Source organism: Microbacterium sp. 1262 (genome assembly GCF_040544895.1).
Lineage (GTDB): Bacteria > Actinomycetota > Actinomycetes > Actinomycetales > Microbacteriaceae > Microbacterium > Microbacterium plantarum.
In genome coordinates, this window is sequence record NZ_JBEPKU010000001.1 from 1,247,599 (window position 1) to 1,274,094 (window position 26,496).

Consider the following 26,496-nt stretch of genomic DNA (forward strand, 5'->3'; position numbering starts at 1 on the left):
TTGCGGACATGAGTCGTCCCCCACGCGCACGCGAGAGCGTGCTCGACGCGTACGAGAATCTCCTGATCTCCGACGGAGCCCGCGGCGCCACGATGGACGCCGTCGCCGCCGCAGCCGGGGTCTCGAAGGGAGGACTGCTGTACCACTACGCCTCGAAGGAGGCGCTCGAGACGGCCCTCCTGGAGCGGATGATGGAGCTCGCGCGTCTCGACGTCGACGACATGGCGCAGCATCCCGAGGGGATCGTCGCGGCCTATCTCCGCACGTCGGTGATGGAGGACAGCGCCCTCGATCGCGCTCTCTTGGCCGGTTCCCGTCTGGCTCAGAGCGGTCACCCCGCCGCGAGCGCCGCGCTGCGCGACGTCCGCACCCTGTGGGAAGAGGCGCTCCGCGAGCACACGCGCGACGAGACGGCGCTGCAGCTCGTGCTTCTGGTCGGCGACGGCCTCTACTTCAACAACGCGCTGGGGGCGGGCGCTGTCGTGGGTCCACTGCCCCAGGGCGAAGACTTCGACGCACTCATCCGGCTGGTGCTCAGCGTCGCCCGATCATGACCGATGCCCGGGACGAATCCGCCCCGGGCATCGAATCGAGCACTCAGACCTCGGTCAGCTCGATCTGGCGGAACAGGTCTGCGGCCACGGCCTCGCGCATCTCGTCGAGAAGGTGGTCGGGCACCGGCGAATCGACCGTGAGCACCGAGAGCGCGCGGCCCGAGGCGTCCGGCCGCGCGACCTGCAGACCGGCGATGTTGATGCCCGCCTCCCCCAGCTTCTGGCCGTAGATCGCGACGATGCCGGGCCGGTCGGCGTAGCGCATGACGACGTGGTGACGCTCGATCGGCACCTCGACCTCGTAACCGTTGATACCGACCACCTTCGGAACCATCCGCGTTCCGGCGAGAGTGCCCTCGACCGTCAGGACCGACCCGTCGGAGAGGGTGCCCCGGAGAATGGTGATGTTGCGGTAGAGCGGGCTGTCGGCCTCGACGATGAGACGAGTCTCGATGCCGCGCTGCTCGGCGAAGAGCGGTGCGTTCACGTACGAGACGTTCTCGCTGACGATATTGGTGAAGATGCCCTTCAGCGCGGCGAGACGGTACACGCTCACGTCGTAGGCGGCCAGCTCGCCGCGGACCTCGATGTCGAGGCTCGTCAGTGCGCTGGGCGCAAGACCCGTGAAGATCTGGCCGAGCTGCTCGACGAGCGCGATGCCGGGGCGGACGAAGGGGTCGATGACACCCCCGGCGACGTTGACGGCATCGGGCACGAGGTCGCCCTCGAGAGCGAGCTTGACCGACTTCGCGACCGAGACGCCCGCCTTCTCCTGAGCCTCATCGGTCGACGCGCCGAGGTGCGGCGTGACGACGACGTTCGGCAGAGAGAGCAGCGGGTACGCCGTGCCGTCCTCCTTCGGCGGCTCGCTCGTGAACACGTCGAGCCCCGCCCCGGCGATCTCGCCGGTCGTGAGAGCGGCGTAGAGGGCCTCCTCGTCGATCAGGCCGCCGCGAGCGACGTTGACGACGTAGGCGGACTTCTTCATGCGCGCGAACTGCTCGGCGCCGATCATGCCGGTCGTCTCAGGCGTCTTGGGCATGTGGATCGTGACGAAATCGCTCTGCGCGAGCAGGTCGTCGAGGCTCAACAGCGTCACGCCGAGCTGCTGTGCACGGGTGGGAGTGACGTAGGGGTCGTATGCCACGACGTTGACGCCGAATGCCTGCAGTCGCGCAGCGATCAGCGCACCGATACGGCCGAGGCCGATGATGCCCACGGTCTTCTCGAACAGCTCGGTTCCGGTGAAGGACGAGCGCTTCCACGCACCGGTCGCGAGCGACGCGTGAGCCGCGGGAATGTGGCGCGCAAGGCTGAGGATGTGGCCGACGGTGAGCTCGGCCGCGGAGATGATGTTGGATGTCGGAGCGTTGACCACCATCACACCGGCAGCAGTTGCGGCCTTGATGTCGACGTTGTCGAGTCCGACGCCCGCGCGAGCGATGACCTTCAGCGAGGGCGCGGCAGCGATCGCCTCGGCATCCATCTTGGTCGCCGATCGGATCAGCACAGCATGCGCGTCGGCGAGAGCCGGCAGCAGCGCGGCACGGTCGGCGCCGTCGACGGATCGGATCTCGAAATCAGGACCGAGGGCATCGATCGTGGCGGGCGAGAGTTCTTCGGCGATGAGCACGACGGGCTGGGGCACGGACGATCCTCTGGAGCATGCGCAGAAGCGCGGAACGGGTGGTCGCCACGACAGCCGACGGCGGTGCGGCGGGTCGTCTCAGCCTAGCGCGGCGTCGGCGACACCCATGACCGTGTGACGTTCCGCCGCGTCAGACCGCACCGGAGGTGAGCGCGAACGAGATGACGTTGAGGAAGAACACGGACGCAAGCCCGAGGCCGCCCAGCAGAATGAGCGCGAACGCCCCGGACGGCCGGCGCCAACCGAGCGCGAAAGCCCCGGCGAAGATCACGATCGGCATCACGACCGCGGCGACGACGGCCACCCACCCGACAGCGGTGCGTGCCGGAGAGGGCGCGAAGAGGAGCGGGACCGCCGCCCAGACCGCATACGCGTAGAACAGACCGAACGCGCCCGCGACAGTCGCCACCCGCCATACCGGGGGCGCCTTCCGTGACGGCTGCGCTTCGTTCGACACCATCAGCTCACCGCCCCGAGCGTCGCGAAGGGCCACGGAACGAGAAGCAGCGCTCCCGCGACGAGCCAGGCGAATCGTATCCACACGCGCGAACTCCGGGTGAGGATGTAGGCGGCCGTGAACCAGATCGCCGGCGCGGCGACGGCGAGCACGAGCACCGGGATGGTGACGGCGGTCTCGATCCCGAGCAGTCCGCTCAGGTTGTGGACGCGCATGCCGCCGACGAACCAGCCGACCGAGTACAGCAGATAGATTCCGCCGAGGACACCGAGCGAGATGAGAGCAGCGCTGCTCAGGCCCTCGGACGAGGGGTGCTCCGCCGACTCGGCAGGCAGGTCGGACGCCGTCTCCGTGGAATCGTTCTCCCTAGGGCCGGACGCCGCCGGCGTGGGCTGACCCGTGGCCGCGGACACGAGTGTCGGATCGTCGTCCCCCGCCCAGCTCAGGGCGTCGTCATCGCGGCTCGTCACCTGCTCAGAGTACCGCGCGACCACGGCCGGCTCGGGCGCGGCGCCGGGCCGCGCCGATCAGCGACCGATCTGACGACCGCCGCGCAGCACCAGAATCGCGACACCGGCGCCGGCCAGAGCGAGCGCTCCGGCCCATGGCGCCCAGACGACAGGGCGCGTGAGTTCCTCGCCCGACCCGTCGTGCAACGATCCGACCCGGACCGCGTCGGTCCGCCCCGTCGGGTCTTCAGCGGGGACGGAAGCGCCGAGCTGCGCCGACCCGCCCACGTCAGGACCGCCGTCGATGTGGACCGCGTCGCTCGGTTCGGGGGTGGGCGTTGCCATGTCGGTGCCACGCGGCGCGAGCCGCAGGAAGGCGCCGAGTCGGAGAGCAGTAGAAGCGCGCAGCTCGACCTGGGCGTCGGTCTCGATGCGCGGCGGCGTCGGCGCGGGCGGCTGCTCGACGGGTACCGTCGGCGAGGGGTCCACCGGAGAGGACGGGCTCGGTGCCGGACTCGTGGTCGGCGCCGGGGTCGGCTCGCCATCCGTCGGCGACGGTTCGCTCGTCGGCGCCGGGGTCGGCGCCGGCGTCTCGGTCTCACCCGGTGCGGGCGTCGGGACGCCCTCGTCCGATTCCTCATCCGGGATCACGGGCGCAACCGGGGCGTCCGATCGCGGGACGACCTCGATCTCATCGGCGGTGACCGACCAGGCGGACGGTGCGGTGATCGCCCCCGCGATCACAGAAGCTGCGACGCACACCGCCCCCAGGCGCGCGCGAGCGAACTGCTTCTTACGGACGGGCATGCATCCATCGTAAAAGGTCACGACTGTGGGGGCACGCCGAAAGCCCGGCCCCTGATGGGGACCGGGCTTCCGTGGCACGAGGCCGGGCTCGACGGGGTGCCGCCGAGGGTCGCGGAGCGGACGGTGCCGCTCGTGACGGGTCAGCGCGCGGCGCTGCCCTCGATGTAGTCGCTGTCCTGCTGCTTCCAGGCGAAGAGGCCGCGCAGCTCCTTGCCGGTCGCCTCGATGGGGTGACCCTGCTCCTTCTCGCGGAGGCCGAGGAACTCGGTGGCGCCGTTGTCCTGGTCGGCGATGAAGCGCTGCGCGAACGCGCCCGACTGGATGTCGGCGAGCACGGCCTTCATGTTCTCCTTGACCTCCGGCGAGATCACGCGCGGGCCGGAGACGTAGTCGCCGTACTCGGCGGTGTCGGAGATCGACCAGCGCTGCTTGGCGATGCCGCCCTCCCACATGAGGTCGACGATCAGCTTGAGCTCGTGCAGCACCTCGAAGTACGCGATCTGGGGCTGGTAGCCGGCCTCGATCAGCGTCTCGAAGCCGTACTGGACGAGGTGGCTCATGCCACCGCAGAGCACGGCCTGCTCGCCGAAGAGATCGGTCTCGGTCTCTTCGGTGAACGTGGTCTTGATGACACCCGCGCGGGTGCCGCCGATGGCCTTCGCGTACGAAAGCGCGGTGTCCCAGGCCGAGCCGGACGCGTCGCGCTCGACGGCGATGATGTCGGGGATGCCGCGACCCGCGACGAACTCGCGGCGCACCGTGTGGCCCGGGGCCTTCGGGGCGACGAGGATGACGTCGACGCCCTCGGGAGCGTCGATGTAGCCGAAGCGGATGTTGAAGCCGTGCGCGAACGCGAGGGTCTTGCCCGCCGTGAGCTTGTCCTTGATGGAGTCGGCGTAGATCGAGCGCTGGTGCTGATCGGGAGCCAGGATCATGATGAGGTCGGCCCACTCTGCGGCATCCGCGACGTTCTTGACCTCGAAGCCCTCGTCCTGCGCCTTCGCGGCCGACTTCGAGCCGTCCTTGAGCGCGATGACGACCTCGACACCGGAGTCGCGGAGGTTCTGGGCGTGGGCGTGTCCCTGCGAGCCGTAGCCGACGATCGCGACCTTCTTGCCCTGGATGATGGACAGGTCGGCGTGGTCGTCGTAGAAGATCTCGGCCATGTTCGTGTGTTTCTCCTTGATTCGTGGTTCGGAAGGTCAGCCGCGCAGAACGCGCTCGGTGATGCTCTTGCCGCCGCGCCCGATGGCGAGCAGGCCGGACTGGGCCAGCTCCTTGATGCCGAAGGGCTCGAAGGCGCGGAGGATCGCGTCGATCTTGCCGCGGTCTCCGGTCACCTCGACCACCAGCGCGTCGGGGGCGTAGTCGACGATCGCGGCGCGGAACAGGTTCGCGACCTCGATCACGTTCGAGCGGGTCTGGTTGTCGGCCCGCACCTTGATGAGGATGTGCTCGCGCTGCACCGACGACGAGAAGTCGAGCTCGACGATCTTGATGACGTTCACGAGCTTGTTCAGCTGCTTGGTCACCTGCTCGAGCGGCAACTCCTCGACATCGACGACGACCGTGATGCGCGAGAGCCCCGGCACCTCGGTGACGCCGACGGCGAGCGACTCGATGTTGAAGCCGCGTCGGGCGAACAGCCCGGCGACACGGGTCAGCAGACCCGGCTTGTCCTCTACCAGGAGGCTCAGCACGTGGCGCGACATCTCAGGCCTCCTCGTCGAATGCGGGCGCGTGCTCGCGGGCGTACTGGATGTAGCTGTTGCTCACACCCTGCGGGACCATCGGCCACACCATCGCGTCGGCGCTCACGACGAAATCGATCACGACGGGGCGATCGTTCGTCTCGAGGGCGAGCTTGATGGCGTCGTCGATCTGGTCCTCGGTCTCGACCCGGATGGCGAGGCAGCCGTACGCTTCGCCGAGCTTGACGAAATCGGGGACGCGCGCCGTTCCGTGGCCGGTGTTCAGGTCGGTGTTCGAGTGACGGCCGTCGAAGAACAGCGTCTGCCACTGCCGCACCATGCCCAGCGACGAGTTGTTGATGATCGCGACCTTGATCGGGATCTGGTTGATGACGCAGGTCGCGAGCTCCTGGTTCGTCATCTGGAAGCAGCCGTCGCCGTCGATCGCCCAGACGACGCGCTCCGGCTGAGCGACCTTCGCACCCATGGCAGCGGGCACCGCGTAGCCCATCGTGCCGGCGCCGCCGGAGTTGAGCCATGAGTTGGGGCGCTCGTACTTGATGAACTGTGCGGCCCACATCTGGTGCTGGCCGACGCCCGAGGCGTAGACGCCCTCGGGGCCCGTGAGCTCGCCGATCCGCTGGATCACGTGCTGCGGCGACAGCAGCCCGTCGGTCGTCGGGGCGTAGCCGAGCGGGAACTCCTCGCGCAGCCCGTCGAGGTAGGCCCACCACTCGGTCGTGTCGGGCTTGCCGTCACCGATGACGCCGCGGAAGGCCGACTCGAGGTCGACCAGCACGTCGCGCACATCGCCCACGATCGGGACGTCGGCGAAGCGGATCTTCGAGATCTCGGCCGGATCGATGTCGACGTGCACGACCTTGGCGTGCGGCGCGAACAACGACGCCTTGCCCGTGACACGGTCGTCGAAGCGCGCACCGAGGGCGACGATCAGATCGGACTCCTGCAGCGCGAGCACCGCGGGCACCGTGCCGTGCATGCCCGGCATGCCGAGGTGCTGCGGGTGCGAGTCGGGAAAGGCGCCGCGCGCCATGAGCGTCGTGACCACGGGTGCGCCGGTCGCCTCCGCGAGCGTCAGCAGCTCGTCGGATGCGCCGCCGCGGATGACACCGCCGCCCACGTACAGCACGGGCTTGTGCGACTCGGCGAGAAGCTGCGCAGCCGCTTGGATCTGCTTGCCGTGCGCCTTGGTCACCGGACGATATCCCGGCAGGTCGATCTTCGGCGGCCAGACGAACGGCGCGCTGTTCTGCTGAGCGTCCTTCGTGATGTCCACGAGAACCGGGCCGGGGCGGCCGGTGCCGGCGATCTCGAAAGCCGCGGCGATCGCGCCGGGGATCTCCTCGGCGGTCTTCACGAGGAACGAGTGCTTCGTGATCGGCATCGTGATGCCGACGATGTCGGCTTCCTGGAAGGCATCCGTGCCCATGAGGGTCGAGAACACCTGCCCGGTGATGCAGACGAGCGGGACGGAGTCCATGTACGCGTCGGCGATCGCCGTCACGAGGTTGGTCGCGCCCGGGCCCGAGGTGGCGATCGCGACGCCGACCCGGCCGGATGCCGCGGCGTAGCCCTCGGCCGCGTGCCCTGCACCCTGCTCGTGACGGACGAGGATGTGGCGCACCGCCTCGTCGTCCATGAGCGGGTCGTAGACGGGCATGATCGCGCCGCCCGGGAGCCCGAAGACCTCGGTGACGCCGAGGTTGTCGAGCGATCGGACAACGGCCTCTGCTCCCGTGATCACGGGTGCCGAGGGTGTACGGGACGGCGGCCGGGGAATGGCCGCGGAGATGTCGGTGGACATGGTGATGAACCTCGCTGGAGAAGAGGAGACGATGTCGGAGCCGAAGTCAGCCGGTGGTCGCGCCCTCCGCGGCGGAGCGCACGAGCTTGGAGTACTTGGCCAGAACGCCACGGGTATAGCGCGGGGGAAGAGGGGCCCAGCCGTCACGGCGGGCGTTCAGCTCAGCCTCGTCGACGAGTAGGTCGAGGGAGCGAGCCGCGATATCGACCCGTATCAGATCACCATCGCGCACGAATGCGATGGGACCTGCGTCCACCGCTTCGGGTGCTATGTGGCCGATGCACAGGCCGGTTGTGCCGCCTGAGAATCGTCCGTCCGTCAAGAGTAGTACATCTTTTCCGAGCCCGGCGCCCTTGATGGCGGCGGTGATGGCGAGCATCTCGCGCATGCCCGGTCCACCCTTCGGGCCTTCGTAGCGGATCACGATGACGGAGCCCGGCTCGATCTCACCGTTCGCCACGGCATCCATCGCCGCGCGCTCGCGCTCGAACACACGCGCGGGCCCCTCGAACACCGCGGCGTCGAAGCCTGCGGTCTTGACGACGGCGCCCTCGGGGGCGAGCGAACCGTGCAGGATCGTGATGCCGCCGCTGGCGTGGATCGGGTTGTCGAACGTGTGGATGACCTTGCCGTCGATCGGCTCCGGGTCGAGGTCGCGGAGGTTCTCGGCGAGAGTCTTTCCGGTCACGGTCAGAGCGTCGCCGTGCAGCAGCCCCTCGTCGAGCATGGCCTTCATGACGACGGGGATGCCGCCGTGCCGGTCGACGTCGTTCATGACGTACTGGCCGAAGGGCTTCATGTCCGCGACGTGCGGCGTCTTGTCGCCGATGCGGTTGAAGTCGTGCAGGCTCAGGTCGACCTCCGCCTCGCGGGCGATCGCGAGGAGGTGGAGGACGGCGTTCGTCGAGCCGCCGAGGGCCATGACGAGGGCGATCGCGTTCTCGAACGCCTCCTTGGTCAGGATGTCCTTCGTCGTGATGCCCTGACGCAGGAGGTTGACGACGGCCTCGCCCGAGCGGTGGGCGTAGTAGTCGCGACGGCGGTCGGCCGACGGCGGCGCGGCGGAGCCCGGCAGGCTGAGGCCGAGGGCTTCGCCGACGGAGGCCATCGTGTTGGCGGTGTACATCCCGCCGCAGGCGCCCTCCCCCGGGACGATCGCGCACTCGATGCGCTTGAGGTCCGCCTCGCTCATCTTTCCGGCACGGCACGCGCCGACACCCTCGAACGAGTCGATGATCGTGACGTCCTTCTCGGTGCCGTCGCTCAGCTTGACCCAGCCCGGCATCGTCGAGCCGGCGTACAGGAAGACGCTCGACAGGCCGAGGCGCGCGCTCGCCATCATCATGCCGGGGATCGACTTGTCGCAGCCGGCGAGCAGGACCGTGCCGTCGAGGCGTTCGGCCATGATGACGGCCTCGACCGAGTCGGCGATGACCTCGCGCGACACGAGGGAGAAGTGCATGCCCTCGTGGCCCATCGAGATGCCGTCCGAGACGGAGATGGTGCCGAACTGCAGCGGGTAGCCGCCGCCCGAGTGGACGCCTTCCTTGGCACCCTGCGCGAGCCGGTCGAGGCTCAGGTTGCAGGGGGTGATCTCGTTCCAGCTCGAGGCGATGCCGATCTGGGGCTTGTCCCAGTCCTCGTCGCCCATTCCGACGGCGCGGAGCATGCCTCGGGAGGTCGTGGCTTCGATGCCGTCGGTGACGGCACGACTGCGGGGCTTGATGTCGATGGTCTCGGAGCTGTCGGACATTCTCGAATTCTATGCCCGTGCGGCGGGGCTCATTCTCCCGCCCGGGCCTCGGCGAGCCGTCCCAGCAGGACCGCGAGGGCGGCGGCATCCGCCACCCGGTATTGAGCGACCGTCTCTCCCCCACCCACGCGGATCCCCACGTCGCCCGGCTCGAGCGAGGCGAGCGCGTCCTCGTCGGTCACGTCGTCGCCGGCGAAGAGGACGACGTCGGCCCCGACCCGGTCACGGAGGCTGCGGACGGCCGAGTCCTTGCCCTCGTGCCGCGAGGCGAACTCGAGGATGTCCTGGCCGGTGCGGCGGCGCCACGCGGGCGCCTCGGTCCGGACGAGATCATCGATCCGGGTGGCTGCCTCGGCGGCCTGCTCCCGATCGGCCAACCGCGTGTGGAGGGCGAACCCGAACCGCTTGTGCTCGATCCACGCGCCGTCGAGGCCCCCGATGATCTGCTCCGCGCGCGCCGTGAGCTCGTCGCGGAGTGAGACGTCGCTGTCGCTGTCCTGGGCGGAGTCCGCGCCCGGATGCCAGAACTCGGCGCCGTGCGAGCCGGCGAGATGTATCCGCGAATCCGGCTCGCGCTCGGAGATCTCGGCCAGGTGTTCGAGCGTTCGACCCGACACGAGCGCGACCGTCGTCGCGGGTGCGTGAGCGAGCCGCGCGAGCGCGTCGCGGGCGGCGGGCAGCATTCTGGCCGACATCGGCTCATCGACGAGCGGGGCGAGCGTGCCGTCGAAGTCGAGCGCGATGAGGAGGTGCCGTGCGCTCGCTGCGCGCGCGACGGCTTCTGCGAGACCGTCGGGCGATGTGTACGCGACGGCGCTCATGCGCGGTGCTCCGCTTCGGTGGCGGCGGTCGAGACGGCGCGCGCGGTGGCAGCCGACTCCGCCGGGCTATTGGACTGAGCGGCGGTCGCGAGCGCGTCCAGGAACGATCGCGACCAGTCGTCGACGTCGTGTTCGCGGACGCGCTTGCGGAGAGCCCGCATGCGCCTCCCCTGCTCGGCTGCGGGCATCTCGATCGCCCGCACGATGGCATCCTTCATTCCGTCGATGTCGTGCGGGTTGATGCGCACGGCGCTCGCGAGTTCGTCGGCAGCACCGGCGAACTCGCTCAGGACGAGTACCCCGCGGTTGTCGATGCGACTGGCGACGTACTCCTTCGCGACGAGGTTCATGCCGTCACGGAGCGCGGTGACGAGCATGATGTCGGCGGCGAGGAAGAGGGCCACCATCTCTTCGCGCGGGAACGCCTGGTGCATGTAGCGGATCGCGCTGTGACCCCAGGTGTCGTGGTCGCCGTTGATGCGCGCGACGGTCAGCTCGATCTCGTCGCGCAGCTGCACGTACGACTCGACGCGCTCCCGGCTGGGGCTGGCGACCTGCACGAGAGTGGCGTCCTCGACGGAGACTCGTCCGTCCTCGATGAGCTCGCCGAAGGCCTTGAGGCGGTGCCGGATGCCCTTCGTGTAGTCCAGCCGGTCGACGCCGAGCAGGACCGTCTTGGGGTTGCCGAGATCCTCGCGGATCTCCGCGGCCCGCGCCTGGATGTCAGGACGCTGTGCGAGCTGGATGTAGTCGTCGGTCGAGATCGAGATCGGGAACGCCTTGGCGAGTGCCGTGCGGTGCCCTCCGCCCGGGGCGGGGACGCGGATGCCGCTGGCCTTGGTTTCGTACCGCAGTTGACGCCGCACAGCGCGCGCGAAATTACCGGCGTCGGCCACGCGCTGGAAACCGATCACGTCAGCGCCCAGGAGGCCCTCCAGCACCTGCTTCCGCCACGGGAGCTGCGAGTACAGCCCGTAAGCGGGGAACGGGATGTGGTGGAAGTACCCGATCGTGAGGTCGGGACGCATGTCGCGCAGCATCTTCGGCACGAGCTGCAGCTGGTAGTCCTGCACCCACACGGTTCCGCCGTCCGCTGCCACCGCAGCCGCAGCCTCGGCGAAGCGCCGGTTCACGCGCTGGTATGCCTCCCACCAGTTGCGCCGGTATCGCGGGGCGGCGATGACGTCGTGGTAGAGGGGCCAGATCGTGTCGTTGGAGAAGCCCTCGTAGTAGTCCTCGACGTCGGCGGCGCTGAGGGCGACGGGAACGAGGTGCATGCCGTCGAAGTCGAACGGATCGAACTCGAGGTCGGGCTTTCCGGGCCAGCCGACCCACGCGCCCTCGGTGCGGCGCATGACGGGCTCGAGGGCGGTGACGAGCCCTCCCGGTGAACGGCGCCATTCTCCGTCCCCACCACCGTCCGTGTTCCGGTCAACCGGAAGCCGGTTGGCGACGACGACGAAATCAGCGGTGCTCATGCATGCCTCCAGGCTGCGATCGGCGGTGATCCCAGCCTACCCGCGCGCCCAGCGCCCCCTGCGGGCGGCTACGTTTGTGGTATGCGCAAGTACCTTTTCGGCACCGGCCTCCTCTCCGCGATCACCGGTGGCGTGACGCTCCTCCGCTCGGCCCGCAGCGACGAGCCGTTCACGTGGCGCACCGCCCTGGCATGGCTCAGCTGGGGCATCACGATGGCGCTGGCGATCGGCGCCGTCGTCGACAGCTACCGCGGTGCCCGTGGGCGGCTCGTGGCGGACGACTCGAACGTCGACCGCGACAAGCTCTTCGCGGAGCGGGTCAAGCGCGGCCGGCGCTGACCCCGGGTCGAGGCGGACTCAGCGCGTCAGGATGAGCGCTTCGCCCTGACCGCCGCCGCCGCACAGACCCGCGGCCGCTGCGCCGGCTCCGCGGCGCGCGAGCTCATGGGCGAGATGGACGACGAGCCGTGCTCCGGAAGCGCCGATGGGGTGCCCGAGCGCGATGCCGCCGCCGTCGATGTTGACGATGTCAGCAGAGACGCCGAGCCGGCGCACCGAGGCTGCCACGACGGCGCCGAACGCCTCGTTGATCTCGACGAGATCGAGCTCCGAGACCGTCATACCCTGCTTCGCCAGCGCCCGCTCGATCGCCGCGGCCGGCTGCTCGTGAAGCGAGTTGTCGGGACCGGCGACCTGGCCGTTGGCGCCGACGATGGCCATCACCGACCATCCCTCCCGCTCGGCGCGCTCGCGCGTCGTCAACACGACCGCCGCTGCGCCATCTGAGATCTGAGAGGCATTGCCGGCGGTGATCGAGCCGTCCTTCGCGAAGGCGGGACGCAGCCCGGCGAGGGTGTCGACGGTCGTATCGGCACGGATGCCCTCGTCGGTATCGACGATGAGAGGCTCGCCCCGACGCTGCGGCACCGCCACCGGGGCGATCTCAGCCGCGAAGCGGCCTGCGTCGCGGGCTGCCGCAGCACGCTGATGAGAGCGCGCGGCAGCGGCATCCTGGTCCTGCCTGGACACAGCGAACCGAGGGTTGAGGCGCTCGGTCGACGCGCCCATGCTCTCGCGGTCGTACGCATCGGTGAGCCCGTCGAAGGCGGTGTGGTCGAGCACCTCGATCGATCCATAGGACCAGCCCGAACGCGAGCCCGGGAGGAGGTGGGGCGCCCGGCTCATCGATTCCATGCCGCCGGCTACCACGACCTCGGCGTCGCCGAGCGCGATCATGCGCGCGGCGTCGATGATCGCCGTGAGGCCGGAGAGGCAGACCTTGTTGACGCTCGAGGCCGGGACGTCCCAGCCGATGCCGCCCGCGAGCGCGGCCTGCCGAGCCGGATTCTGTCCATTGCCCGCGGGGAGGACCTGCCCCATGATGACGGCGTCGACCGCAGTGGCGGCGACGCCTGATGCCGCGAGAGCACCGGCGATGGCGGCGCCACCGAGCTCGGGGGCCGGAACGGACGACAGACTCCCCTGCAAGCGCCCCTGCGGCGTGCGGGCGGCGGCGACGATGACGATCTCGGGCGTGGTCATGTCCTCAAGCCTACGAGCGTCCCCGACGTCGATGGCCCGTGCGGGTCCCCGCCGCGGGGACGAGATTCCGGCCCCTGTGGAGAGTGGCGGGCCGATGTCGGGGGTTCGTGACAGTATTCGAACATGTATTCGAATGACGAACTCGGCCGTCGGCCTGGCAGCGGGATGGGCAGCGACGGTGACGTCGATGCCCTGGCGGTGCTGGTCGCGGATGCCGAGGGCGCGGCGGATGCTGCGCGGGCGGCGCAGATTTGTGAGGTTCGGGTGCTCGCTGCGGCGGGGGTTCTCGCGGAGAAGCAGGCCGTGGGCGCGTCGGAGAAGGTCAAAGCGCGCGAGGTGGCGTTGCGCGGGATCGCCGCGGAGCTGGCCGGGGTGTTCGTCGCGACCGACCGGACACTGCAGCGCCGGATCGACGAGGCGCGCGATCTGGTCGACAACTACCCGCTGACACTGGCCGCGTGGGAGGACGGACGCATCGTCCGCGGGCACGTGCGGATCATCCAGGAGATCGGATGCCTCGTGCCCATGGAGAATCGGGCGGAGTTCGAACGCGCCGCGATCGAGCGGTGCGAGGGCGAGACGCCGAACCGGGTGCGGGACGCGTTGCGGATGCTGGCGGAGCGGATGCACCCGCGGGCGTTCACCGAGCGGCATGAGTAGGCAGCGGCGGGGCGGTGCGTGTGGGTGCAGGCCGGGGCGGATGGGATGTCCGATCTGATCGCGACGCTGCCGACGGTGATCGCGGACGGGATCGTGGACCGGCTGACGCGACAGGCCCGGGAGATCATCAATGCGCGCGCCCAGGCTGACGCGGCGGGTGGCGGCACTGACGCCGACGCTGACGCGCCTGACGCTCAAGCCGAGGCGCCTGGCGTTCGAGCCGACGCGAACGGCGGCGCGCCCGGCGCCGACACGACGATTCGCGACGGGTCGTCGTTCGTCGACGATGCCCGCACCATCGACCAGGTCCGCGCCGACGTGTTCTCCGACCTCTTGCTCGCCGGGACACCGGCCCTCGATCCCAACGGCACCGGTGACGGCGACGGAACGCTCGGGGCGATCCGGGCACACGTGCAGGTCGCCGTCTCCGCGCTCACACTCATGGGGCAAGACGAGGGGCCTGCCGATCTGGCGGGACGCTCCCCCATCGATGCCGCGACCGCCCGCGAGCTCGCCGGCAACGCGACCTCGTGGGACCGGCTGCTGACCCACCCGGTCACCGGAACCGTCCTCGAGTGCGACAGCTACCGCCCCACCGCGGCGATGGTGCGACTTCTGCGGGCACGTGATCGGCACTGCCGGTTCCCCGGATGCCGGCAACCCGCCATCCGATGCGAACTCGACCACACCATCGCCGCATCCGACGGAGGGGTCACGCACGTGTGCAACCTCGCCAACCTCTGCAAGAGACACCACGACGTCAAACACCACACCCGATGGCGAGTCCGACAACTCGCGGGCGGAAGACTGATCTGGACATCCCCGACCGGACGGATCTACCGCGAAGACGCACCACCACCCCTCGTCGCCTTCACCATCACGGAACCGCCCGGCGGTGACGGACGGCACTCCGTCCTGCACGCAGCACCGACCGGGTCGGTCGCTGTCGCGCGGCCCGCTCACAGCGCTCCGCCGTTCTGAGGCGCTCGACCGCGCCCTGACGGCAACACACGAAGGCCCCGCAACTGGCGAGAGTTGCGGGGCCTTCGTGCTGGTGCACCCCCTGGGACTCGAACCCAGAACCCACTGATTAAGAGTCAGTTGCTCTGCCGATTGAGCTAGAGGTGCAGGCTGTTCGCAGTGAAGCGAACCGAGGAGAAACGTTACCCCACTTCGCGTCGTCGCGCCAATCGAGGCCCCCGGCGCGTCGTATCCTGGAGCCGTGACCCCCACCACACCGGATCTGACAGCGCCTTCTGCAGACGCCCTGGCCGACGACCTGGCATTCGCACTCCGGTTGGCAGACGCCGCCGACGCGGTGAGCATGGCCCGCTTCGACGCGGCCGACCTCGACGTGCGCCTGAAAGCGGACGCGTCGCACGTCACCGAGGCAGACCTCGCCACAGAACGCGCCATCCGCGACATGCTGGCCGCCGAGCGCCCGGACGACGGCGTGCTGGGCGAGGAGTACGGCGCCACCGGCGACGCACGACGCCAGTGGATCATCGACCCGATCGACGGCACCGCGAACTACCTCAAGGGCATCCCGATGTGGGCGACCCTGATCGCGCTGTCCGTGGACGGCACGCCTCGCGTCGGCGTCGTCAGTCAGCCGGCCATCGGTCGTCGCTGGTGGGCCGCGACAGGGCACGGGGCGTGGACGAACGTCCCGGGCGAGACGACGCCGCGGTCACTCTCGGTCTCGTCGATCGACGACCTCGCGCAGGCGAGCATCAGCTTCCAGAGCATCCACCAGTGGGATGAAGTCGGCCGGGGCGAACAGCTCCTCGCACTCTCGCGCCGAGTCTGGCGCGATCGTGGCTACGGCGACGCGTGGCCCTACATGCTCCTCGCCGAAGGACGGCTCGAGTTCGTCGCCGAGTTCGGTGTCAAGGAGTACGACCTGGCCGCCCACGTGCCCATCGTCACCGAGGCAGGGGGACGCTTCACCGACATCGACGGCGCTGAGACCCTGTCGACGCGCTCATCGCTCGCGACCAACGGCATCCTGCACGACACCTTCCTCGAGATGCTCGCTCACGAGGGCGGTCGCGCATGACCCGGCGGCATGCATCCCTCGTCCTCGCGACCGGCTCGGCCCTGGCTCTGACGTTCCTGACCGGCTGCTCCGCACCCGAACCGACGGAGACCGCGCCGCCGGAAGCCGTCCCCTCCTCTCCCGTCGCGACGCCGGAGGCCACCGCCTCGGAGCCGGCGCTCCCGGACCCGACCTGCGAGAACATCATCCGAGAGGCCAGCCTCGAAGAGCTGCAGTCGCAGGGCTGGGAGTACCAGCAGGGCCCGTTCATGATCGGCGAGATGCAGATCGACGCGGGCGTCTCCTGCACCTGGACGAACGCGGCCGAACCCGGAGGGAACATCCTCCAGTTCGGCTGGGCACCGCTGACAGCCGCCGAGACCTCAGACGCCGAGCGCGCCCTCGTTTCGGAAGGCTGGATCCGCGAAGAGGGCGACGGCGGGGTCTACATCACCGAAGATCCGGCGTTCGCGCTGAACATCGACGGCGACGGATACGGCGTCACATACTTCTTCGGCGAAGGCTATGCCCAGGTCGCCGATGTGAAGCAGGGCCTCGTCGTCATCGAGCGACGTTGATGGGAGAGCTTCACGCCGTCGGTGTCGCCGACGATCTGGCGGGCCGTATCCGCGACGCCGAACGCGACCTGCTCACCAGTGCCGTCCGGCAGGACGCGCGCCGCCTCCGCGAGCTCATCCACCCGGACTTCACCGAGATCGGCCGGTCCGGCCGCCTATGGACGCGCTCCGACCTTCTCGTCGAGCTCCTGGAGGAGGCGACCCGCGACACTCCGCATACGGACGAGTGGGTCGTCCAGCGCCTCGACGTGGACACGGTGCTCGTGACATACCGGCTCATCGCCGGTACCCGGATCAGCCGGCATTCGTCGGTCTGGGCCACCTCGGGTGACGCCCTCGCGCTGCGCTTCCACCAGGGCACCGAACAGTCGGCTGCCGACGCACGTCCGTAGCCTCGCGCATAGAGTCTGCGGCCCGCGAGGTCAAGCGCCTGCATTGAGGGGGCACCCACGTGCACAATCGAGGTATGCCTGCACTTGCGATCATCCTCATCATCATCGGCATCGCGTTGCTGTTCACGGGAATCTTCGTCGAAGCGGTGAAGTTCCTGCTCTTCATCGGCATCGCGCTGATCATCATCGCGGTCATCGCCTGGCTCATGCGTTCGATTCGCAACAAGACCTGAGACCGCACGTATCAGCGAAAGCCCCTGCGCCTCAACCGAGGTCGGGGGCTTTCACTTGCGCCGACAGCATCACTCGGGACCGTCGTCGTGTGCGGCAGCGCCGTCACGACGTGCCATGACGACGCCGATCAGTGTCGCGACCCAGAACACGAGCAGCACGCCGAACAGCACCGCGAGCACCATCGTGAATGCGCCGCCGTCACCGCGCGCGACGGACCAGACGTTCATGGCGAGCAGGCCGGCGGCCACCACGATCTGGACGATCAACAGCCACAGCCGCGATCCCGACCACGTCCTCACGTTGTCCCGCCAGTACGCCATGCCCCGAACGTAGCGCACGACGGTGTCGGCTCGACATAGCAGAAGCCCCCGATCCCCTGTTTCCAGGGGGATCGGGGGCTTCACAGTGTGACAGCGGCAGTGGTGGAGATGGGGGGAATCGAACCCCCGTCCATCGCTGAGATACGGCGTCTTCTCCGGGCGCAGTCTGTAGAGGCGTTCTGCTCGGCCCCGACTTTCAGTACAGACGCATAAGTCGACGGGCCCAGTCCGGGAAGAGTCCCGCGTGACGTCCGGACGCCGTCACGCAGCAAGATCCCTAGATGACGCCAGGGTCCGTGGCGGGATCACACACGGTCTGACGGACTATCGGGCTCGCTTACGCAGCGAGGGCGAAGTCAGTGCGCTTGGATTCGGCACTTATAGTTTTGCAGAGATCGTTAACGAGATAACCCTGCATCCTCGGCCCGCTTCTCGCCGACACACAGGCGATGTCGAAACCGATCATCCCCATGAGCCTTCGGTCGAAGGGCCGCTGTCACACTGTGGACTTACCAAACCGGATGCCGCAGCACCCGAGCACTACAGACTACAACCGATCGGCGCCCCACGCCATTCCCACCCTTCGCGCCTAGAGTCGGAGCATGGCAGACATCCTCATCTCCGTCCGCGGCGAGGCCGAGCGACGCGTCTCGCCCGAGGTCGCGATCGTCTCCGCCGCCGCCTCCGCCGATGGTCCTGAACGGACCGCCGTCGTCTCCCGGGCGACCGCGACGATCGCACCCCTGCGCACGCGCCTCGAGGAGCTCACACGAGCGGGCGTCGTCTCGAGCTGGTCGAGCGGGTCCGTCTCGACCTGGTCCGACCGGCCGTGGAACCCCGAGGGGAACCAGCTCGCGCCCGTGCATCACGCGACGATCGACCTCGTGGCCACATTCGACGACTTCGTCGCGCTCGCGGAATGGGTCTCTCTGCTCTCCGACGACGAAGGGATGCGCGTCTCGAACGTCGAGTGGCAGCTCTCCCCCGCGACACGGGCGACGATCGAACGCGAGGTCGCGACCTCCGCCGTCGGCGTCGCTGTGGCACGCGCCTCGGCGTACGCGACCGCGCTCGGTCACGGCACGGTCGAGCCTGTCGAGATCGCCGATGTCGGGCTCCTCAGCGGCGCCGAGGCTCCGCCTGCCGCGCCGATGTTCGCGCGAGCGGCGACGATGTCAGCCGACGCGTCGTCCGGGGGCATGGAGCTCCGGCCCGCTGAGATCGTCGTGACCGCCGCGGTCGAGGCGCGCTTCCGCGCCCGTTGACGACCGGACGGCGAAGCGGGATACCGCTATTCGCCGAGTCGGTTGCGGGTGCGCATCGCCCGCTCCGCCTCGCGCTTGTCCTCGCGCTCGCGGATGGTCTGTCGCTTCTCGAACTCGCGCTTACCCTTCGCGACCGCGATCTCGACCTTCGCCCGGCCGTCCGAGAAGTACAGCCGTAGCGGTACGAGGGTGTACCCCCCGGCGCTGACCGCGTACGAGAGCTTGATGATCTCCTCCTTGTGGAGCAGCAGCTTTCGCGTGCGCTTGGTCGCGTGATTCGTCCAGTGACCCTGCGAGTACTCCGGAATGTGCACGGCATCGAGGTAGGCCTGACCGTTGTCGATGTAGGCGTAGCCGTCGGTGAGGTTCGCGCGGCCCTGCCGCAGCGACTTCACCTCGGTGCCGGTGAGCACGAGACCCGCCTCGTACGTCTTCTCGATCGCGTAGTCGTGTCGGGCGCGCTTATTGCTCGCCACGAGCTTCTCGCCCTGTTCCTTCGGCATGACGCGCCTCCTTCCTGGTGCACTGGCGCAGCCCTACAGTCTAGGGGTACGGCGACGCGCGGGCGACGCGGCGGGGTTCGGCCTCAGGCGCGCAGCCACCGTCTGATCGCGAACCCGGCCGAGACGGCGGCCAGCACGACGCCGATCACGATGACAGCCGGAACCACCAGCGCGACGTCGCCCAGGTTCACCCAGGTCGTCACGAAGTCGATCTGCGACGACAGGTAGTCGCCGACTCCGACCTGCACCATCGCGATGATCGCGACGCTCGCGAGAGCCGATCCGATCAGCGCCGCGAACACCCCCTCGAGGATGAAGGGCGTCTGGATGAACCGGTTGGAGGCTCCCACGAGCCGCATGATGCCGAGCTCCCGCCGCCGCGCATAAGCCGACAGCCGGATGGTCGTCGCGATGAGGAGCACCGCAGCGATCAGCATCAGACCGGCGATGCCGACCGCGATGTATGTGGCGACGGTGAGCGCCGAGAACAAGGGGTCGAGATACTGCAGCTGGTTCGCGACCTCCTCGACTCCGTCGAAGTCTTTGAACGCCTCGCTGATGACGTCGCTCTGCGACGGGTCGGCGAGGTTGACCCAGTAGGTGTTGTTCAGCTGCTCGGGGCTGACGAACTCGGCGTAGTCCTCCCCCATGAGCGAGAGGACGTTGTCGTACGCCTCCTGACTCGTCTCGAACCGCACATCGCGCACGACGCTCTGCAACGCGGGCGAGGCCAGCCTCTCGGCGACCGCCGCGATCTGCTCCTCGGTCGCGGGACCGTCGGCGCAGTTCTGCACCGTCGCTTCCTCACGGCACATGTAGACGGCGACCTGCGCACGCTCGGACCAGTAGTCCTTCGTCTTGCTGATCTGCATCTGCATGAGCATCGCCGCACCCACGAAAGTGAGCGAGACGAAGGTCACGAGGACGACGGAGATCACCATCGACGCGTTGCGGCGCAGGCCCGTCAGAGCCTCGCCGAGGATCAGGCCGACTCTCATGACGTGGGCCCCACTTCGTCGCTGCGATCGTCGCGATCGCCGAGTCCGAGCTTCTTCGCGACGTCGGGCAGTCCGAGGCCGGCAAGATCGATGTCGGGGGCGACGATCGGGATGGCCCGCGTCTCCCCGACCGGCGGCGGCGGCTCCGCCGGCGCCTCGGGCTCGTCGGGCACCGGGACGTGCGCGGTCGGCGGGGTCTCGGCGATCTCACGCTGCAGCTCCAGAACCGCCGTGAGAGCAGCGACCGCGGCAGCGCCGCGCACCGGCTCGGGGGCCAGGCTCGGGAGTGCCGAGGTGTCGCCGTACCCGCCGCCGACCTCATCGCGGACCATGACGCCACCGCTCAGCTCGATCACGCGGCGCTGCATCTGGTCGACGAAGCCGGCCTCGTGCGTGGCCATCACGACCGTCGTGCCGTTGGCGTTGATCCGGGCGAGCAGCTGCATGATGTCGACGGATGTCGCGGGGTCGAGGTTTCCGGTGGGCTCGTCGGCCAGGAGCACCTGCGGCCGGTTGACGATCGCGCGCGCGATGGCGACGCGCTGCTGCTCTCCGCCCGAGAGCTCGTGCGGCAGCCGCTTCTCCTTGCCCGCGAGGCCGACGAGCGCGAGCGCCTCCGGAACGGCCTGCGAGATGAAAGCGCGAGACGAGCCGATCACCTGGAGGGTGAAGGCCACGTTCTGGAAGACGGTCTTGTTGGGCAGCAGCCGGAAGTCTTGGAAGACCGCGCCGATGTGGCGACGGAAGTAGGGCACCTTGCGCGTCGACAGGCCGCGCAGGTCGCGGCCGAGCACGACCACGCGCCCCTCGGAGGCGACATCCTCGCGCAGGATCATCCGCAGACACGACGACTTGCCGGATCCGGAAGCGCCGACGAGGAAGACGAACTCGCCGCGCTGGATCTCGAAGTCGACGTCGCTGAGCGCGGGCTTCGAGGTGCCGCGATACCGCTTGCTGACGTGTTCGAACCGGATCATGACTCGATGAGCCTAAGCGGCTCCCCCGCACAACCACGCCGCGACACCCGCGCGCCGCGGCATCCGCGCCTCAGCACTCGATCAGGCGTCGTCGTCCTTGCGCTTGCGCCACCGGATGCCCGCGGCGATGAACCCGTCGAGGTCGCCATCGAAGACGGTCGACGGGTTGCCGACCTCGTGGCCGGTGCGCAGGTCCTTCACGAGCTGCTGGCCGTAGAGGAAGTAGGAGCGCATCTGGTCGCCCCAGCTCGCGGTGATGGTGCCCGCGAGCTCCTTCTTCTTCGCCGCCTCTTCTTCGCGCTGCAGCAGCATGAGTCGGGTCTGCAGAACACGCATGGCCGCTGCGCGGTTCTGGATCTGCGACTTCTCGTTCTGCATCGACACGACGATGCCGGTGGGGATGTGGGTGATGCGCACGGCCGAGTCGGTGGTGTTGACCGACTGCCCACCGGGGCCGGACGAGCGGAAGACGTCGACGCGGATGTCGTTCTCGGGGACGTCGACCTCGACGGCCTCCTCCATCACCGGGATGACCTCGACGGCGGCGAAGCTCGTCTGGCGCTTGTCCGCCGACCCGAACGGGCTGATGCGCGCGAGACGGTGCGTACCGGCTTCGACAGACAGCGTGCCGTACGCGTAGGGCGCGTCGACCTCGAACGTGGCCGACTTGATCCCCGCACCCTCGGCGTACGAGGTGTCCATGACCTTCACGGGGTACTTGTGGCGCTCGGCCCAGCGCAGGTACATGCGCAGCAGCATGTCGGCGAAATCAGTGGCGTCGTCGCCTCCCGCGCCCGAACGGATCGTCACGACCGCCGCACGGTCGTCGTACTCGCCGTCGAGCAGGGTCTGCACCTCGAGCTGGCCGATGACCTCTTCGAGCTGCTTGAGCTCCTTGCGCGCCTCCTCAGCCGATTCCTCATCGTCCATCTCGATCGCGAGCTCGACGAGGACATCGAGGTCGTCGAGTCGGCGCTCGACCTCGGTGACGCGCTTGAGCTCGGCCTGGCGGTGGCTGAGGGCGCTGGTGACCTTCTGAGCCTTCTCGACGTCATCCCAGAGATCGGGCGCGCCGGCCTCCTCGGAGAGGCGGGCGATCTCGGCCCGGAGAGCCTCGACGTCGACCACCGCCTGGATGTCGGCGAACGTGGAGCGCAGGGCCTGGATGTCGGCGGAGATATCGAATTCGAGCATGGCACTCCAGAGTATCGTGGAAGCAATGGGAGCCAGCGACGAGAACGAACCGATCCGCCGCGTTCTCTGGCGCCTCGCCCCGATGATCTACGGCCCGACGACCCTGTTCGGTCTCGGCGAGGGCGCCGTCATACCCCTCATCCCGGTCATCGCCGCCGAGCTGGGCGCCGACGTCGCCACCTCGGCGCTCGTCGCCGCCGCACTCGTGGTGGGACAGCTGTGCGGCAATCTGCCCGCTGGGTGGGCCGTCGCCCGCATCGGCGAGCGGGCCACCATGATCATCGCCGGGCTGCTCGCCCTCGTCGGTGTCGGGGCTATGGCCTTCGCCCCGGTGCTGGGGGTGTTCGCGGCATCCGTCTTCCTCATCGGCATCTGCGCGGCCGCCTTCGGAGTCGCCCGTCACGCGTTCATGACCACCCGCGTGCCGCTCACATTCCGCGCTCGGGCCCTGTCGCTGCTCGGCGGCAGCTTCCGCCTCGGCATGTTCGTCGGACCCTTCATCGCCGCTGCGCTGCTGTGGGCGTTCGGCGACGAGCACGCCACGATCTGGTTCTTCGGTGTCTGCCTCGTCGCGATGATCGCGCTGGTCGCCTTCGGGCCCGAACCCGAGAAGCGGCTGGGACCGCCGCCCGCCATCGCACGGACCGTCGAGGGCGAAGCGATCACGACGGCGCCCGTCCGGACGCGCCGCGTCCCCGGCACCGGTGTCGTCCGCACCGCTTGGCGCAATCGCGACGTGCTCGCGCGGCTCGGCGTCGCCGCCGCGTCGCTGTCGGCGTTGCGATCCACGCGCCAGGTGCTGCTGCCGCTGTGGGGCGTCGCGATCGGACTGGACGGCTCGACGATCGCACTCGTCGTGGGCGTCTCGGGAGCCATCGACTTCGCGCTCTTCTACGCCAGCGGTCAGGTCATGGACCGCTTCGGCCGCCTGTGGGCGGCCCTCCCCGCCATGCTGCTCATGAGCGCGGGCCTCATCGCGCTGGCAATCACGTCGGCCAGCGCGCAGCCCGAGCTCTGGTTCGCGCTCTTCGCCGCCGTGCTCGGTGTCGGCAACGGACTTTCGAGCGGCATCCTCCTCACGCTCGGAGCGGATGTCGCGCCGACGGCGAACCCGGCCCCGTTCCTCGGCTCCTGGCGCACGCTCACCGACGCGGGCGGTGCCGCCGCCCCGCTGCTGGTCTCCGGGATCACGGCTGTCGCCTCGCTGCCGGTGGCAGCCGGTGTCATGGGCGTATTCGGTCTCGTCGGCGCGTTGGGGTTCATCCGGTGGGTCCCCCGCTTCGTCCCGCGCACCCGGATCAGCCGTGATCCCGAGGGCCCGGACGGCGGCCCCGACGACCGTGACGACCCCGCGTAGCATGCTCGTCGTGCGCAGATTCGCGGAGGCCGGCTCGGCCATCCTGATCGCCGCCCTTCTCTCCGGCTGCACTGTCGGCATCCCCGGGCACGGGGATGCGAAGAGGGATGTCGCCGAGTCAGCTCACGCCGTGGACGTCACGCTGCCGCCGGCCGGCGGAAAGCCGGACTACCAGCTGGGCGGAGCGTACCCGCCCGGCGAGGCCGTGGAGATCGTCGGCCGCGACCGCACAGCAGAGCCCGCGCCGGACCGTTACTCGATCTGCTACGTGAACGGGTTCCAGACGCAGCCGGCAGAACGCGACCTGTGGGATGACGATCTGCTCGTGACGGTCGACGGCGAGCCCCTCATCGATCCGGACTGGCCCGACGAGGTGCTGATCGATTCATCGACGGCCGACAAACGCGAGCGCATCCTCGCCCTGGTCGCCCCCTGGATCCGCGGCTGTGCCGAGTCCGGGTTCGACGCGGTCGAGTTCGACAACCTCGATTCGTTCACGCGCTCCGAGGGCATGCTCGACATCGACGGCAATCTCGCTCTCGCCGCCGCCTACGTCGACATCGCTCACGATGCGGGTCTCGCCGCAGGCCAGAAGAACGCCGCGGACTTCGCTCACCAGCTCCGCGACGAGGCAGGCTTCGACTTCGCCGTCGTCGAGGAATGCGCCGCGTATCTCGAGTGCTCCCGCTACACCGAGGTCTATGGCGAGGCCGTCGTCGACATCGAGTACACCGACAATCTTCCGCGCACCTGGGACGAGATGTGCGCCGATCCGGAGACCCCGCTTTCCGTCGTGCTGCGCGATCGGGGCCTGACGGTGGAAGGCTACCCTGAGCATGTAGCGACGCATTGCTGAGGCGAATCTTGGTCTGAACGTCGTTCCTGGCGCAACCCGTTTCAGGTTGCGACCGGGGGCTGACAGCGTTGCTCTCGACCGAGGGAGATCGATGGTCTTCGAGACGACGTTGGGCCGCGAGGGGACGCGGCGGGATGCGGCGCGCCAGTCGAAGAAGTCGTCGAGACGTCTCGCACTGATCCGCCTGGTGGTTCTGCTCGCAGCGATCTCCGGTGTGAACTACATCGTCTGGCGCTGGCTCGCCTCGGTGAACTGGGAGGCGTGGTGGATCGCCGTGCCCCTCGTGCTCGCCGAGACGTACAGCCTGATCGATTCGCTCATCTTCGCCGTCGGCGCCTGGCGGCTGCGCGAACGCCACGATGCGCCGCCGCTGACACGCGAGGTCACGGTCGACGTCCTCGTCACCACGTACAACGAGCCGCTCGACCTCGTCATGCGCACGGCGCGCGCCGCGCAGGCGATCAGCTACCCGCACGAGACCTGGATCCTCGACGACGGCGACCGGCCCGAGCTTCGCCGTCTCGCCGAGGCGGAGGGCATCGGCGTCGTCACCCGGTCGCAGGCATGGCGTGACCGGCCGCGCCACGCGAAGGCCGGGAACATCAACAACGCCCTCATGGTCACGGAGGGCGAGTTCCTGCTCATCCTCGACGCCGACCAGGTGCCCTCGCCGAAGATCCTCGATCGCACGCTCGGCTGGTTCATGGACGACAAAGTCGCCCTCGTCCAGACGCCGCAGTGGTTCGTCAACGTTCCACCCAGTGACCCGCTCGGCAGCCAGGCGCCGTTGTTCTACGGCCCGATCCAGCAGTCGAAGGACGGGTGGAACGCGGCGTTCTTCTGCGGATCGAACGCGATCCTCCGCCGCGAGGCACTGATGCAGCTCGGGGTCTCACGCTACGTCGACGAAGTCACGCTCGCCGTCAACCGCGGCGTGCGATCCTCCCGTCGCGTTCTCGCACGCGCCCGCCGGGATCACGGATCGGACCCGCGCATCGCGGCCGCCCTCGACACCGTCGCGGACGCCCTCGATCAGGTGAAGGTCGAGATCGCGCGCGGCGATGCCCTCGCGGATGTGACCTACGCGTTCCAGAGCCGCATCGACCGGGTGCGTCGCGAGCTGAGCGATCAGGACGTCTCCGACGTCCGCGAGGAGTTGCGCGCTCTCGCCGAGCTCACCGCCGACACCGAGGCCCTCGCCGTCATCGATGAGGTCACTCTCGACGCTCTGGGCGATCGGAGCCTCTCTCCGCTGGCTGCGCTCGAGTCGATCAGCATGCTCGTCTCGGCGTTCGATGTCGGGCGCGACGAAGAGGCCCAGGCGATCATGCCCCTCGCGACCATCTCGGTCACGGAGGACATGGCGACCTCGATGCGGCTGCACGGCCTGGGCTGGAAGTCGGTGTACCACGACGAGGTGCTCGCCGAGGGTCTCGCCCCCGAGGATCTGCCGACGATGCTGACGCAGCGGCTGCGATGGGCTCAGGGCACCATGCAGGTGATGTTCCGCGAGAACCCCCTCGTGCAGCGCAGCCTCAGCTGGGGCCAGCGGATCATGTACTTCGGCACGATGTGGAGCTACTTGGCCGGCTTCGCCGGCATCGTCTACATCGCCGCGCCGGTGCTGTATCTGACGTTCGGCGTCATGCCCGTGCAGGCGTGGAGCGTCGACTTCTTCGCGCGCTTCATCCCCTTCTTCCTCCTGAATCAGCTGCTCTTCCTCGTCGTCGCCAACGGGCGCCCGACCTGGCGCGGTGCGCAGTATTCGCTCGCGCTCTTCCCCGTCTGGATCCGCTCCGTGACGACGGCGTTCGCGAACGTCTACCGCGGTCGAGCCTTGGGGTTCGCCGTCACCCCGAAGACGCGCGCCGCCGAGGACAGCCCGCGATGGGACCTCGTGAAACCGCAGCTGATCGCGATGGCTGCGCTCGTCCTGTCGCTCGTCGCCGTCGCCATCCGGTACGCCGTCGGGCAGGCGCAGGGCATCGCGCCCCTCATCAACATCGTCTGGGTGCTGTACGACCTCATGGTCTTCAGCATCATCATCCGCGCCGTGCTGTACCGACCACCGGCACACCTGGAACTGAAGGAGACCTGAC

The 26,496-nt window shown here is 68.9% G+C and carries 28 protein-coding genes, 1 tRNA gene and 1 other RNA gene; 12 read left to right on the forward strand and 18 right to left on the reverse strand.

Annotation, left to right across the window (positions count from 1 at the left end; translation table 11 throughout):
* Nucleotides 1-8: 8 nt before the first annotated feature.
* On the forward strand, nucleotides 9-554 hold the full coding sequence (locus tag ABIC53_RS05915; protein ID WP_274177776.1) for a TetR/AcrR family transcriptional regulator: 546 nt from the start codon (nucleotides 9-11) through the stop codon (nucleotides 552-554).
* A 43-nt stretch (nucleotides 555-597) separates the two neighbouring features.
* On the opposite strand, the gene serA is transcribed toward ABIC53_RS05915, so the two are convergent.
* The 10 genes from serA to ABIC53_RS05965 all read right to left on the reverse strand — a co-directional run bounded on the left by serA (nucleotide 598) and on the right by ABIC53_RS05965 (nucleotide 11,483).
* Nucleotides 598-2,202: a phosphoglycerate dehydrogenase gene (serA, locus tag ABIC53_RS05920; protein WP_269266450.1), complete on the reverse strand. Its 1,605-nt coding sequence runs from the start codon at nucleotides 2,200-2,202 to the stop codon at nucleotides 598-600.
* A gap of 130 nt (nucleotides 2,203-2,332) precedes the next feature.
* Complete coding sequence (locus tag ABIC53_RS05925) at nucleotides 2,333-2,662, reverse strand: hypothetical protein (RefSeq protein ID WP_354450746.1); 330 nt, start codon at nucleotides 2,660-2,662, stop codon at nucleotides 2,333-2,335.
* Nucleotides 2,662-3,129: a hypothetical protein gene (locus tag ABIC53_RS05930; protein WP_354450748.1), complete on the reverse strand. Its 468-nt coding sequence runs from the start codon at nucleotides 3,127-3,129 to the stop codon at nucleotides 2,662-2,664. The genes ABIC53_RS05925 and ABIC53_RS05930 overlap by 1 nt, the downstream gene beginning before the upstream one ends.
* Nucleotides 3,130-3,186: 57 nt before the next feature.
* A complete protein-coding gene (locus ABIC53_RS05935) occupies nucleotides 3,187-3,915 on the reverse strand; it encodes a hypothetical protein (protein ID WP_354450750.1) in 729 nt (242 codons plus the stop codon).
* 140 nt (nucleotides 3,916-4,055) lie between these two features.
* Entirely contained in the window at nucleotides 4,056-5,081 is a 1,026-nt protein-coding gene (gene ilvC / locus ABIC53_RS05940) for a ketol-acid reductoisomerase (RefSeq protein ID WP_023951072.1), read from the reverse strand.
* A gap of 36 nt (nucleotides 5,082-5,117) precedes the next feature.
* Nucleotides 5,118-5,627 carry an acetolactate synthase small subunit gene (gene ilvN, locus ABIC53_RS05945; protein WP_071918201.1) on the reverse strand — a complete coding sequence of 170 codons (510 nt, stop codon included), beginning with the start codon at nucleotides 5,625-5,627 and terminating at the stop codon, nucleotides 5,118-5,120.
* A gap of 1 nt (nucleotide 5,628) precedes the next feature.
* A complete protein-coding gene (locus ABIC53_RS05950) occupies nucleotides 5,629-7,431 on the reverse strand; it encodes an acetolactate synthase large subunit (RefSeq protein ID WP_112614396.1) in 1,803 nt (600 codons plus the stop codon).
* Between the two features lie 46 nt (nucleotides 7,432-7,477).
* Nucleotides 7,478-9,184, reverse strand: a complete 1,707-nt coding sequence (ilvD, locus tag ABIC53_RS05955; protein WP_112614394.1) for a dihydroxy-acid dehydratase — start codon at nucleotides 9,182-9,184, stop codon at nucleotides 7,478-7,480.
* A gap of 29 nt (nucleotides 9,185-9,213) precedes the next feature.
* A complete protein-coding gene (gene otsB / locus ABIC53_RS05960) occupies nucleotides 9,214-10,005 on the reverse strand; it encodes a trehalose-phosphatase (RefSeq protein ID WP_354450752.1) in 792 nt (263 codons plus the stop codon).
* Nucleotides 10,002-11,483, reverse strand: a complete 1,482-nt coding sequence (locus ABIC53_RS05965) for an alpha,alpha-trehalose-phosphate synthase (UDP-forming) (RefSeq protein ID WP_354450754.1) — start codon at nucleotides 11,481-11,483, stop codon at nucleotides 10,002-10,004. Before ABIC53_RS05965 ends, otsB begins: the two co-directional genes overlap by 4 nt.
* 81 nt (nucleotides 11,484-11,564) lie before the next feature.
* On the opposite strand from ABIC53_RS05965, the gene ABIC53_RS05970 reads away from it, so the two are divergent.
* The gene (locus ABIC53_RS05970) at nucleotides 11,565-11,822 is read left to right on the forward strand and encodes a hypothetical protein (protein WP_112614388.1); all 258 of its coding nucleotides are present in this window, start codon (nucleotides 11,565-11,567) and stop codon (nucleotides 11,820-11,822) included.
* Between the two features lie 18 nt (nucleotides 11,823-11,840).
* On the opposite strand, the gene ABIC53_RS05975 is transcribed toward ABIC53_RS05970, so the two are convergent.
* Nucleotides 11,841-13,025: an acetyl-CoA C-acyltransferase gene (locus ABIC53_RS05975; protein WP_354450756.1), complete on the reverse strand. Its 1,185-nt coding sequence runs from the start codon at nucleotides 13,023-13,025 to the stop codon at nucleotides 11,841-11,843.
* A gap of 123 nt (nucleotides 13,026-13,148) precedes the next feature.
* On the opposite strand from ABIC53_RS05975, the gene ABIC53_RS15095 reads away from it, so the two are divergent.
* Both ABIC53_RS15095 and ABIC53_RS15100 read left to right on the forward strand, forming a co-directional pair.
* Nucleotides 13,149-13,685 (forward strand): 13E12 repeat family protein, encoded by a 537-nt coding sequence (locus ABIC53_RS15095; protein WP_502915513.1) that lies wholly within the window; start codon nucleotides 13,149-13,151, stop codon nucleotides 13,683-13,685.
* Nucleotides 13,686-13,730: 45 nt separating this feature from the next.
* The gene (locus tag ABIC53_RS15100; protein ID WP_502915514.1) at nucleotides 13,731-14,666 is read left to right on the forward strand and encodes an HNH endonuclease signature motif containing protein; all 936 of its coding nucleotides are present in this window, start codon (nucleotides 13,731-13,733) and stop codon (nucleotides 14,664-14,666) included.
* Between the two features lie 71 nt (nucleotides 14,667-14,737).
* Here the strand turns inward: ABIC53_RS15100 and ABIC53_RS05985 are convergent.
* A tRNA-Lys gene (locus ABIC53_RS05985) sits at nucleotides 14,738-14,813 on the reverse strand.
* Between the two features lie 94 nt (nucleotides 14,814-14,907).
* Between ABIC53_RS05985 and ABIC53_RS05990 the strand changes: the two genes are divergently transcribed.
* From ABIC53_RS05990 to ABIC53_RS06005, 4 genes are all read left to right on the forward strand, one after another.
* Nucleotides 14,908-15,744 (forward strand): inositol monophosphatase family protein, encoded by an 837-nt coding sequence (locus ABIC53_RS05990; protein ID WP_112614382.1) that lies wholly within the window; start codon nucleotides 14,908-14,910, stop codon nucleotides 15,742-15,744.
* Entirely contained in the window at nucleotides 15,741-16,301 is a 561-nt protein-coding gene (locus ABIC53_RS05995) for a hypothetical protein (protein ID WP_112614380.1), read from the forward strand. Before ABIC53_RS05990 ends, ABIC53_RS05995 begins: the two co-directional genes overlap by 4 nt.
* On the forward strand, nucleotides 16,301-16,693 hold the full coding sequence (locus ABIC53_RS06000) for a nuclear transport factor 2 family protein (RefSeq protein WP_274177765.1): 393 nt from the start codon (nucleotides 16,301-16,303) through the stop codon (nucleotides 16,691-16,693). The genes ABIC53_RS05995 and ABIC53_RS06000 overlap by 1 nt, the downstream gene beginning before the upstream one ends.
* A 74-nt stretch (nucleotides 16,694-16,767) precedes the next feature.
* On the forward strand, nucleotides 16,768-16,926 hold the full coding sequence (locus ABIC53_RS06005; RefSeq protein WP_269266462.1) for a hypothetical protein: 159 nt from the start codon (nucleotides 16,768-16,770) through the stop codon (nucleotides 16,924-16,926).
* A gap of 69 nt (nucleotides 16,927-16,995) precedes the next feature.
* Here ABIC53_RS06005 and ABIC53_RS06010 read toward each other — a convergent pair whose 3' ends face one another.
* Nucleotides 16,996-17,247 (reverse strand): hypothetical protein, encoded by a 252-nt coding sequence (locus tag ABIC53_RS06010; protein WP_274177764.1) that lies wholly within the window; start codon nucleotides 17,245-17,247, stop codon nucleotides 16,996-16,998.
* 100 nt (nucleotides 17,248-17,347) lie between these two features.
* Nucleotides 17,348-17,717: a transfer-messenger RNA gene (gene ssrA, locus ABIC53_RS06015) on the reverse strand.
* Between the two features lie 132 nt (nucleotides 17,718-17,849).
* Here ssrA and ABIC53_RS06020 point away from each other — a divergent pair.
* Nucleotides 17,850-18,512, forward strand: coding sequence for an SIMPL domain-containing protein (locus ABIC53_RS06020; protein WP_274177763.1), 663 nt, complete (start codon nucleotides 17,850-17,852; stop codon nucleotides 18,510-18,512).
* Nucleotides 18,513-18,538: 26 nt separating this feature from the next.
* Here ABIC53_RS06020 and smpB read toward each other — a convergent pair whose 3' ends face one another.
* The 4 genes from smpB to prfB form a co-directional block, all read right to left on the reverse strand.
* Nucleotides 18,539-19,015: an SsrA-binding protein SmpB gene (gene smpB, locus ABIC53_RS06025; protein ID WP_274177762.1), complete on the reverse strand. Its 477-nt coding sequence runs from the start codon at nucleotides 19,013-19,015 to the stop codon at nucleotides 18,539-18,541.
* A gap of 83 nt (nucleotides 19,016-19,098) precedes the next feature.
* Nucleotides 19,099-20,013: a permease-like cell division protein FtsX gene (gene ftsX, locus ABIC53_RS06030; protein WP_274177761.1), complete on the reverse strand. Its 915-nt coding sequence runs from the start codon at nucleotides 20,011-20,013 to the stop codon at nucleotides 19,099-19,101.
* Nucleotides 20,010-20,990 carry a cell division ATP-binding protein FtsE gene (gene ftsE, locus ABIC53_RS06035; RefSeq protein ID WP_023951105.1) on the reverse strand — a complete coding sequence of 327 codons (981 nt, stop codon included), beginning with the start codon at nucleotides 20,988-20,990 and terminating at the stop codon, nucleotides 20,010-20,012. The genes ftsX and ftsE overlap by 4 nt, the downstream gene beginning before the upstream one ends.
* An 81-nt stretch (nucleotides 20,991-21,071) precedes the next feature.
* Nucleotides 21,072-22,184 carry a peptide chain release factor 2 gene (prfB, locus tag ABIC53_RS06040; protein ID WP_023951108.1) on the reverse strand — a complete coding sequence of 371 codons (1,113 nt, stop codon included), beginning with the start codon at nucleotides 22,182-22,184 and terminating at the stop codon, nucleotides 21,072-21,074.
* Nucleotides 22,185-22,209: 25 nt separating this feature from the next.
* Between prfB and ABIC53_RS06045 the strand changes: the two genes are divergently transcribed.
* The 3 genes from ABIC53_RS06045 (at nucleotide 22,210) to ABIC53_RS06055 (ending at nucleotide 26,495) form a co-directional block, all read left to right on the forward strand.
* Nucleotides 22,210-23,541: an MFS transporter gene (locus ABIC53_RS06045; RefSeq protein WP_274178029.1), complete on the forward strand. Its 1,332-nt coding sequence runs from the start codon at nucleotides 22,210-22,212 to the stop codon at nucleotides 23,539-23,541.
* A gap of 1 nt (nucleotide 23,542) precedes the next feature.
* Complete coding sequence (locus tag ABIC53_RS06050; protein ID WP_447659688.1) at nucleotides 23,543-24,397, forward strand: endo alpha-1,4 polygalactosaminidase; 855 nt, start codon at nucleotides 23,543-23,545, stop codon at nucleotides 24,395-24,397.
* A gap of 91 nt (nucleotides 24,398-24,488) precedes the next feature.
* The gene (locus tag ABIC53_RS06055) at nucleotides 24,489-26,495 is read left to right on the forward strand and encodes a glycosyltransferase family 2 protein (RefSeq protein WP_274177759.1); all 2,007 of its coding nucleotides are present in this window, start codon (nucleotides 24,489-24,491) and stop codon (nucleotides 26,493-26,495) included.
* Nucleotide 26,496 lies beyond the last annotated feature (1 nt).

Coding starts and splice junctions, on each gene's coding strand:
- ABIC53_RS05965 (WP_354450754.1), bottom strand. CDS start 11,483: ATGAGCACCGCTGATTTCGTCGTCGTCGCCAACCGGCTTCCGGTTGAC.
- ABIC53_RS15100 (WP_502915514.1), top strand. CDS start 13,731: ATGTCCGATCTGATCGCGACGCTGCCGACGGTGATCGCGGACGGGATC.
- ABIC53_RS06010 (WP_274177764.1), bottom strand. CDS start 17,247: ATGGCGTACTGGCGGGACAACGTGAGGACGTGGTCGGGATCGCGGCTG.
- smpB (WP_274177762.1), bottom strand. CDS start 19,015: ATGCCGAAGGAACAGGGCGAGAAGCTCGTGGCGAGCAATAAGCGCGCC.
- ABIC53_RS06050 (WP_447659688.1), top strand. CDS start 23,543: ATGCTCGTCGTGCGCAGATTCGCGGAGGCCGGCTCGGCCATCCTGATC.
- ftsX (WP_274177761.1), bottom strand. CDS start 20,013: ATGAGAGTCGGCCTGATCCTCGGCGAGGCTCTGACGGGCCTGCGCCGC.
- ABIC53_RS05925 (WP_354450746.1), bottom strand. CDS start 2,662: ATGGTGTCGAACGAAGCGCAGCCGTCACGGAAGGCGCCCCCGGTATGG.
- ABIC53_RS06055 (WP_274177759.1), top strand. CDS start 24,489: ATGGTCTTCGAGACGACGTTGGGCCGCGAGGGGACGCGGCGGGATGCG.
- otsB (WP_354450752.1), bottom strand. CDS start 10,005: ATGAGCGCCGTCGCGTACACATCGCCCGACGGTCTCGCAGAAGCCGTC.
- ilvC (WP_023951072.1), bottom strand. CDS start 5,081: ATGGCCGAGATCTTCTACGACGACCACGCCGACCTGTCCATCATCCAG.
- ilvD (WP_112614394.1), bottom strand. CDS start 9,184: ATGTCCGACAGCTCCGAGACCATCGACATCAAGCCCCGCAGTCGTGCC.
- ABIC53_RS06020 (WP_274177763.1), top strand. CDS start 17,850: ATGGCAGACATCCTCATCTCCGTCCGCGGCGAGGCCGAGCGACGCGTC.
- ilvN (WP_071918201.1), bottom strand. CDS start 5,627: ATGTCGCGCCACGTGCTGAGCCTCCTGGTAGAGGACAAGCCGGGTCTG.
- ABIC53_RS05935 (WP_354450750.1), bottom strand. CDS start 3,915: ATGCCCGTCCGTAAGAAGCAGTTCGCTCGCGCGCGCCTGGGGGCGGTG.
- ABIC53_RS06000 (WP_274177765.1), top strand. CDS start 16,301: ATGGGAGAGCTTCACGCCGTCGGTGTCGCCGACGATCTGGCGGGCCGT.
- ABIC53_RS15095 (WP_502915513.1), top strand. CDS start 13,149: ATGTATTCGAATGACGAACTCGGCCGTCGGCCTGGCAGCGGGATGGGC.
- ABIC53_RS05950 (WP_112614396.1), bottom strand. CDS start 7,431: ATGTCCACCGACATCTCCGCGGCCATTCCCCGGCCGCCGTCCCGTACA.
- ABIC53_RS06045 (WP_274178029.1), top strand. CDS start 22,210: ATGGGAGCCAGCGACGAGAACGAACCGATCCGCCGCGTTCTCTGGCGC.
- ABIC53_RS05975 (WP_354450756.1), bottom strand. CDS start 13,025: ATGACCACGCCCGAGATCGTCATCGTCGCCGCCGCCCGCACGCCGCAG.
- ABIC53_RS05915 (WP_274177776.1), top strand. CDS start 9: ATGAGTCGTCCCCCACGCGCACGCGAGAGCGTGCTCGACGCGTACGAG.
- ftsE (WP_023951105.1), bottom strand. CDS start 20,990: ATGATCCGGTTCGAACACGTCAGCAAGCGGTATCGCGGCACCTCGAAG.
- prfB (WP_023951108.1), bottom strand. CDS start 22,184: ATGCTCGAATTCGATATCTCCGCCGACATCCAGGCCCTGCGCTCCACG.
- ABIC53_RS05970 (WP_112614388.1), top strand. CDS start 11,565: ATGCGCAAGTACCTTTTCGGCACCGGCCTCCTCTCCGCGATCACCGGT.
- ABIC53_RS05995 (WP_112614380.1), top strand. CDS start 15,741: ATGACCCGGCGGCATGCATCCCTCGTCCTCGCGACCGGCTCGGCCCTG.
- ABIC53_RS06005 (WP_269266462.1), top strand. CDS start 16,768: ATGCCTGCACTTGCGATCATCCTCATCATCATCGGCATCGCGTTGCTG.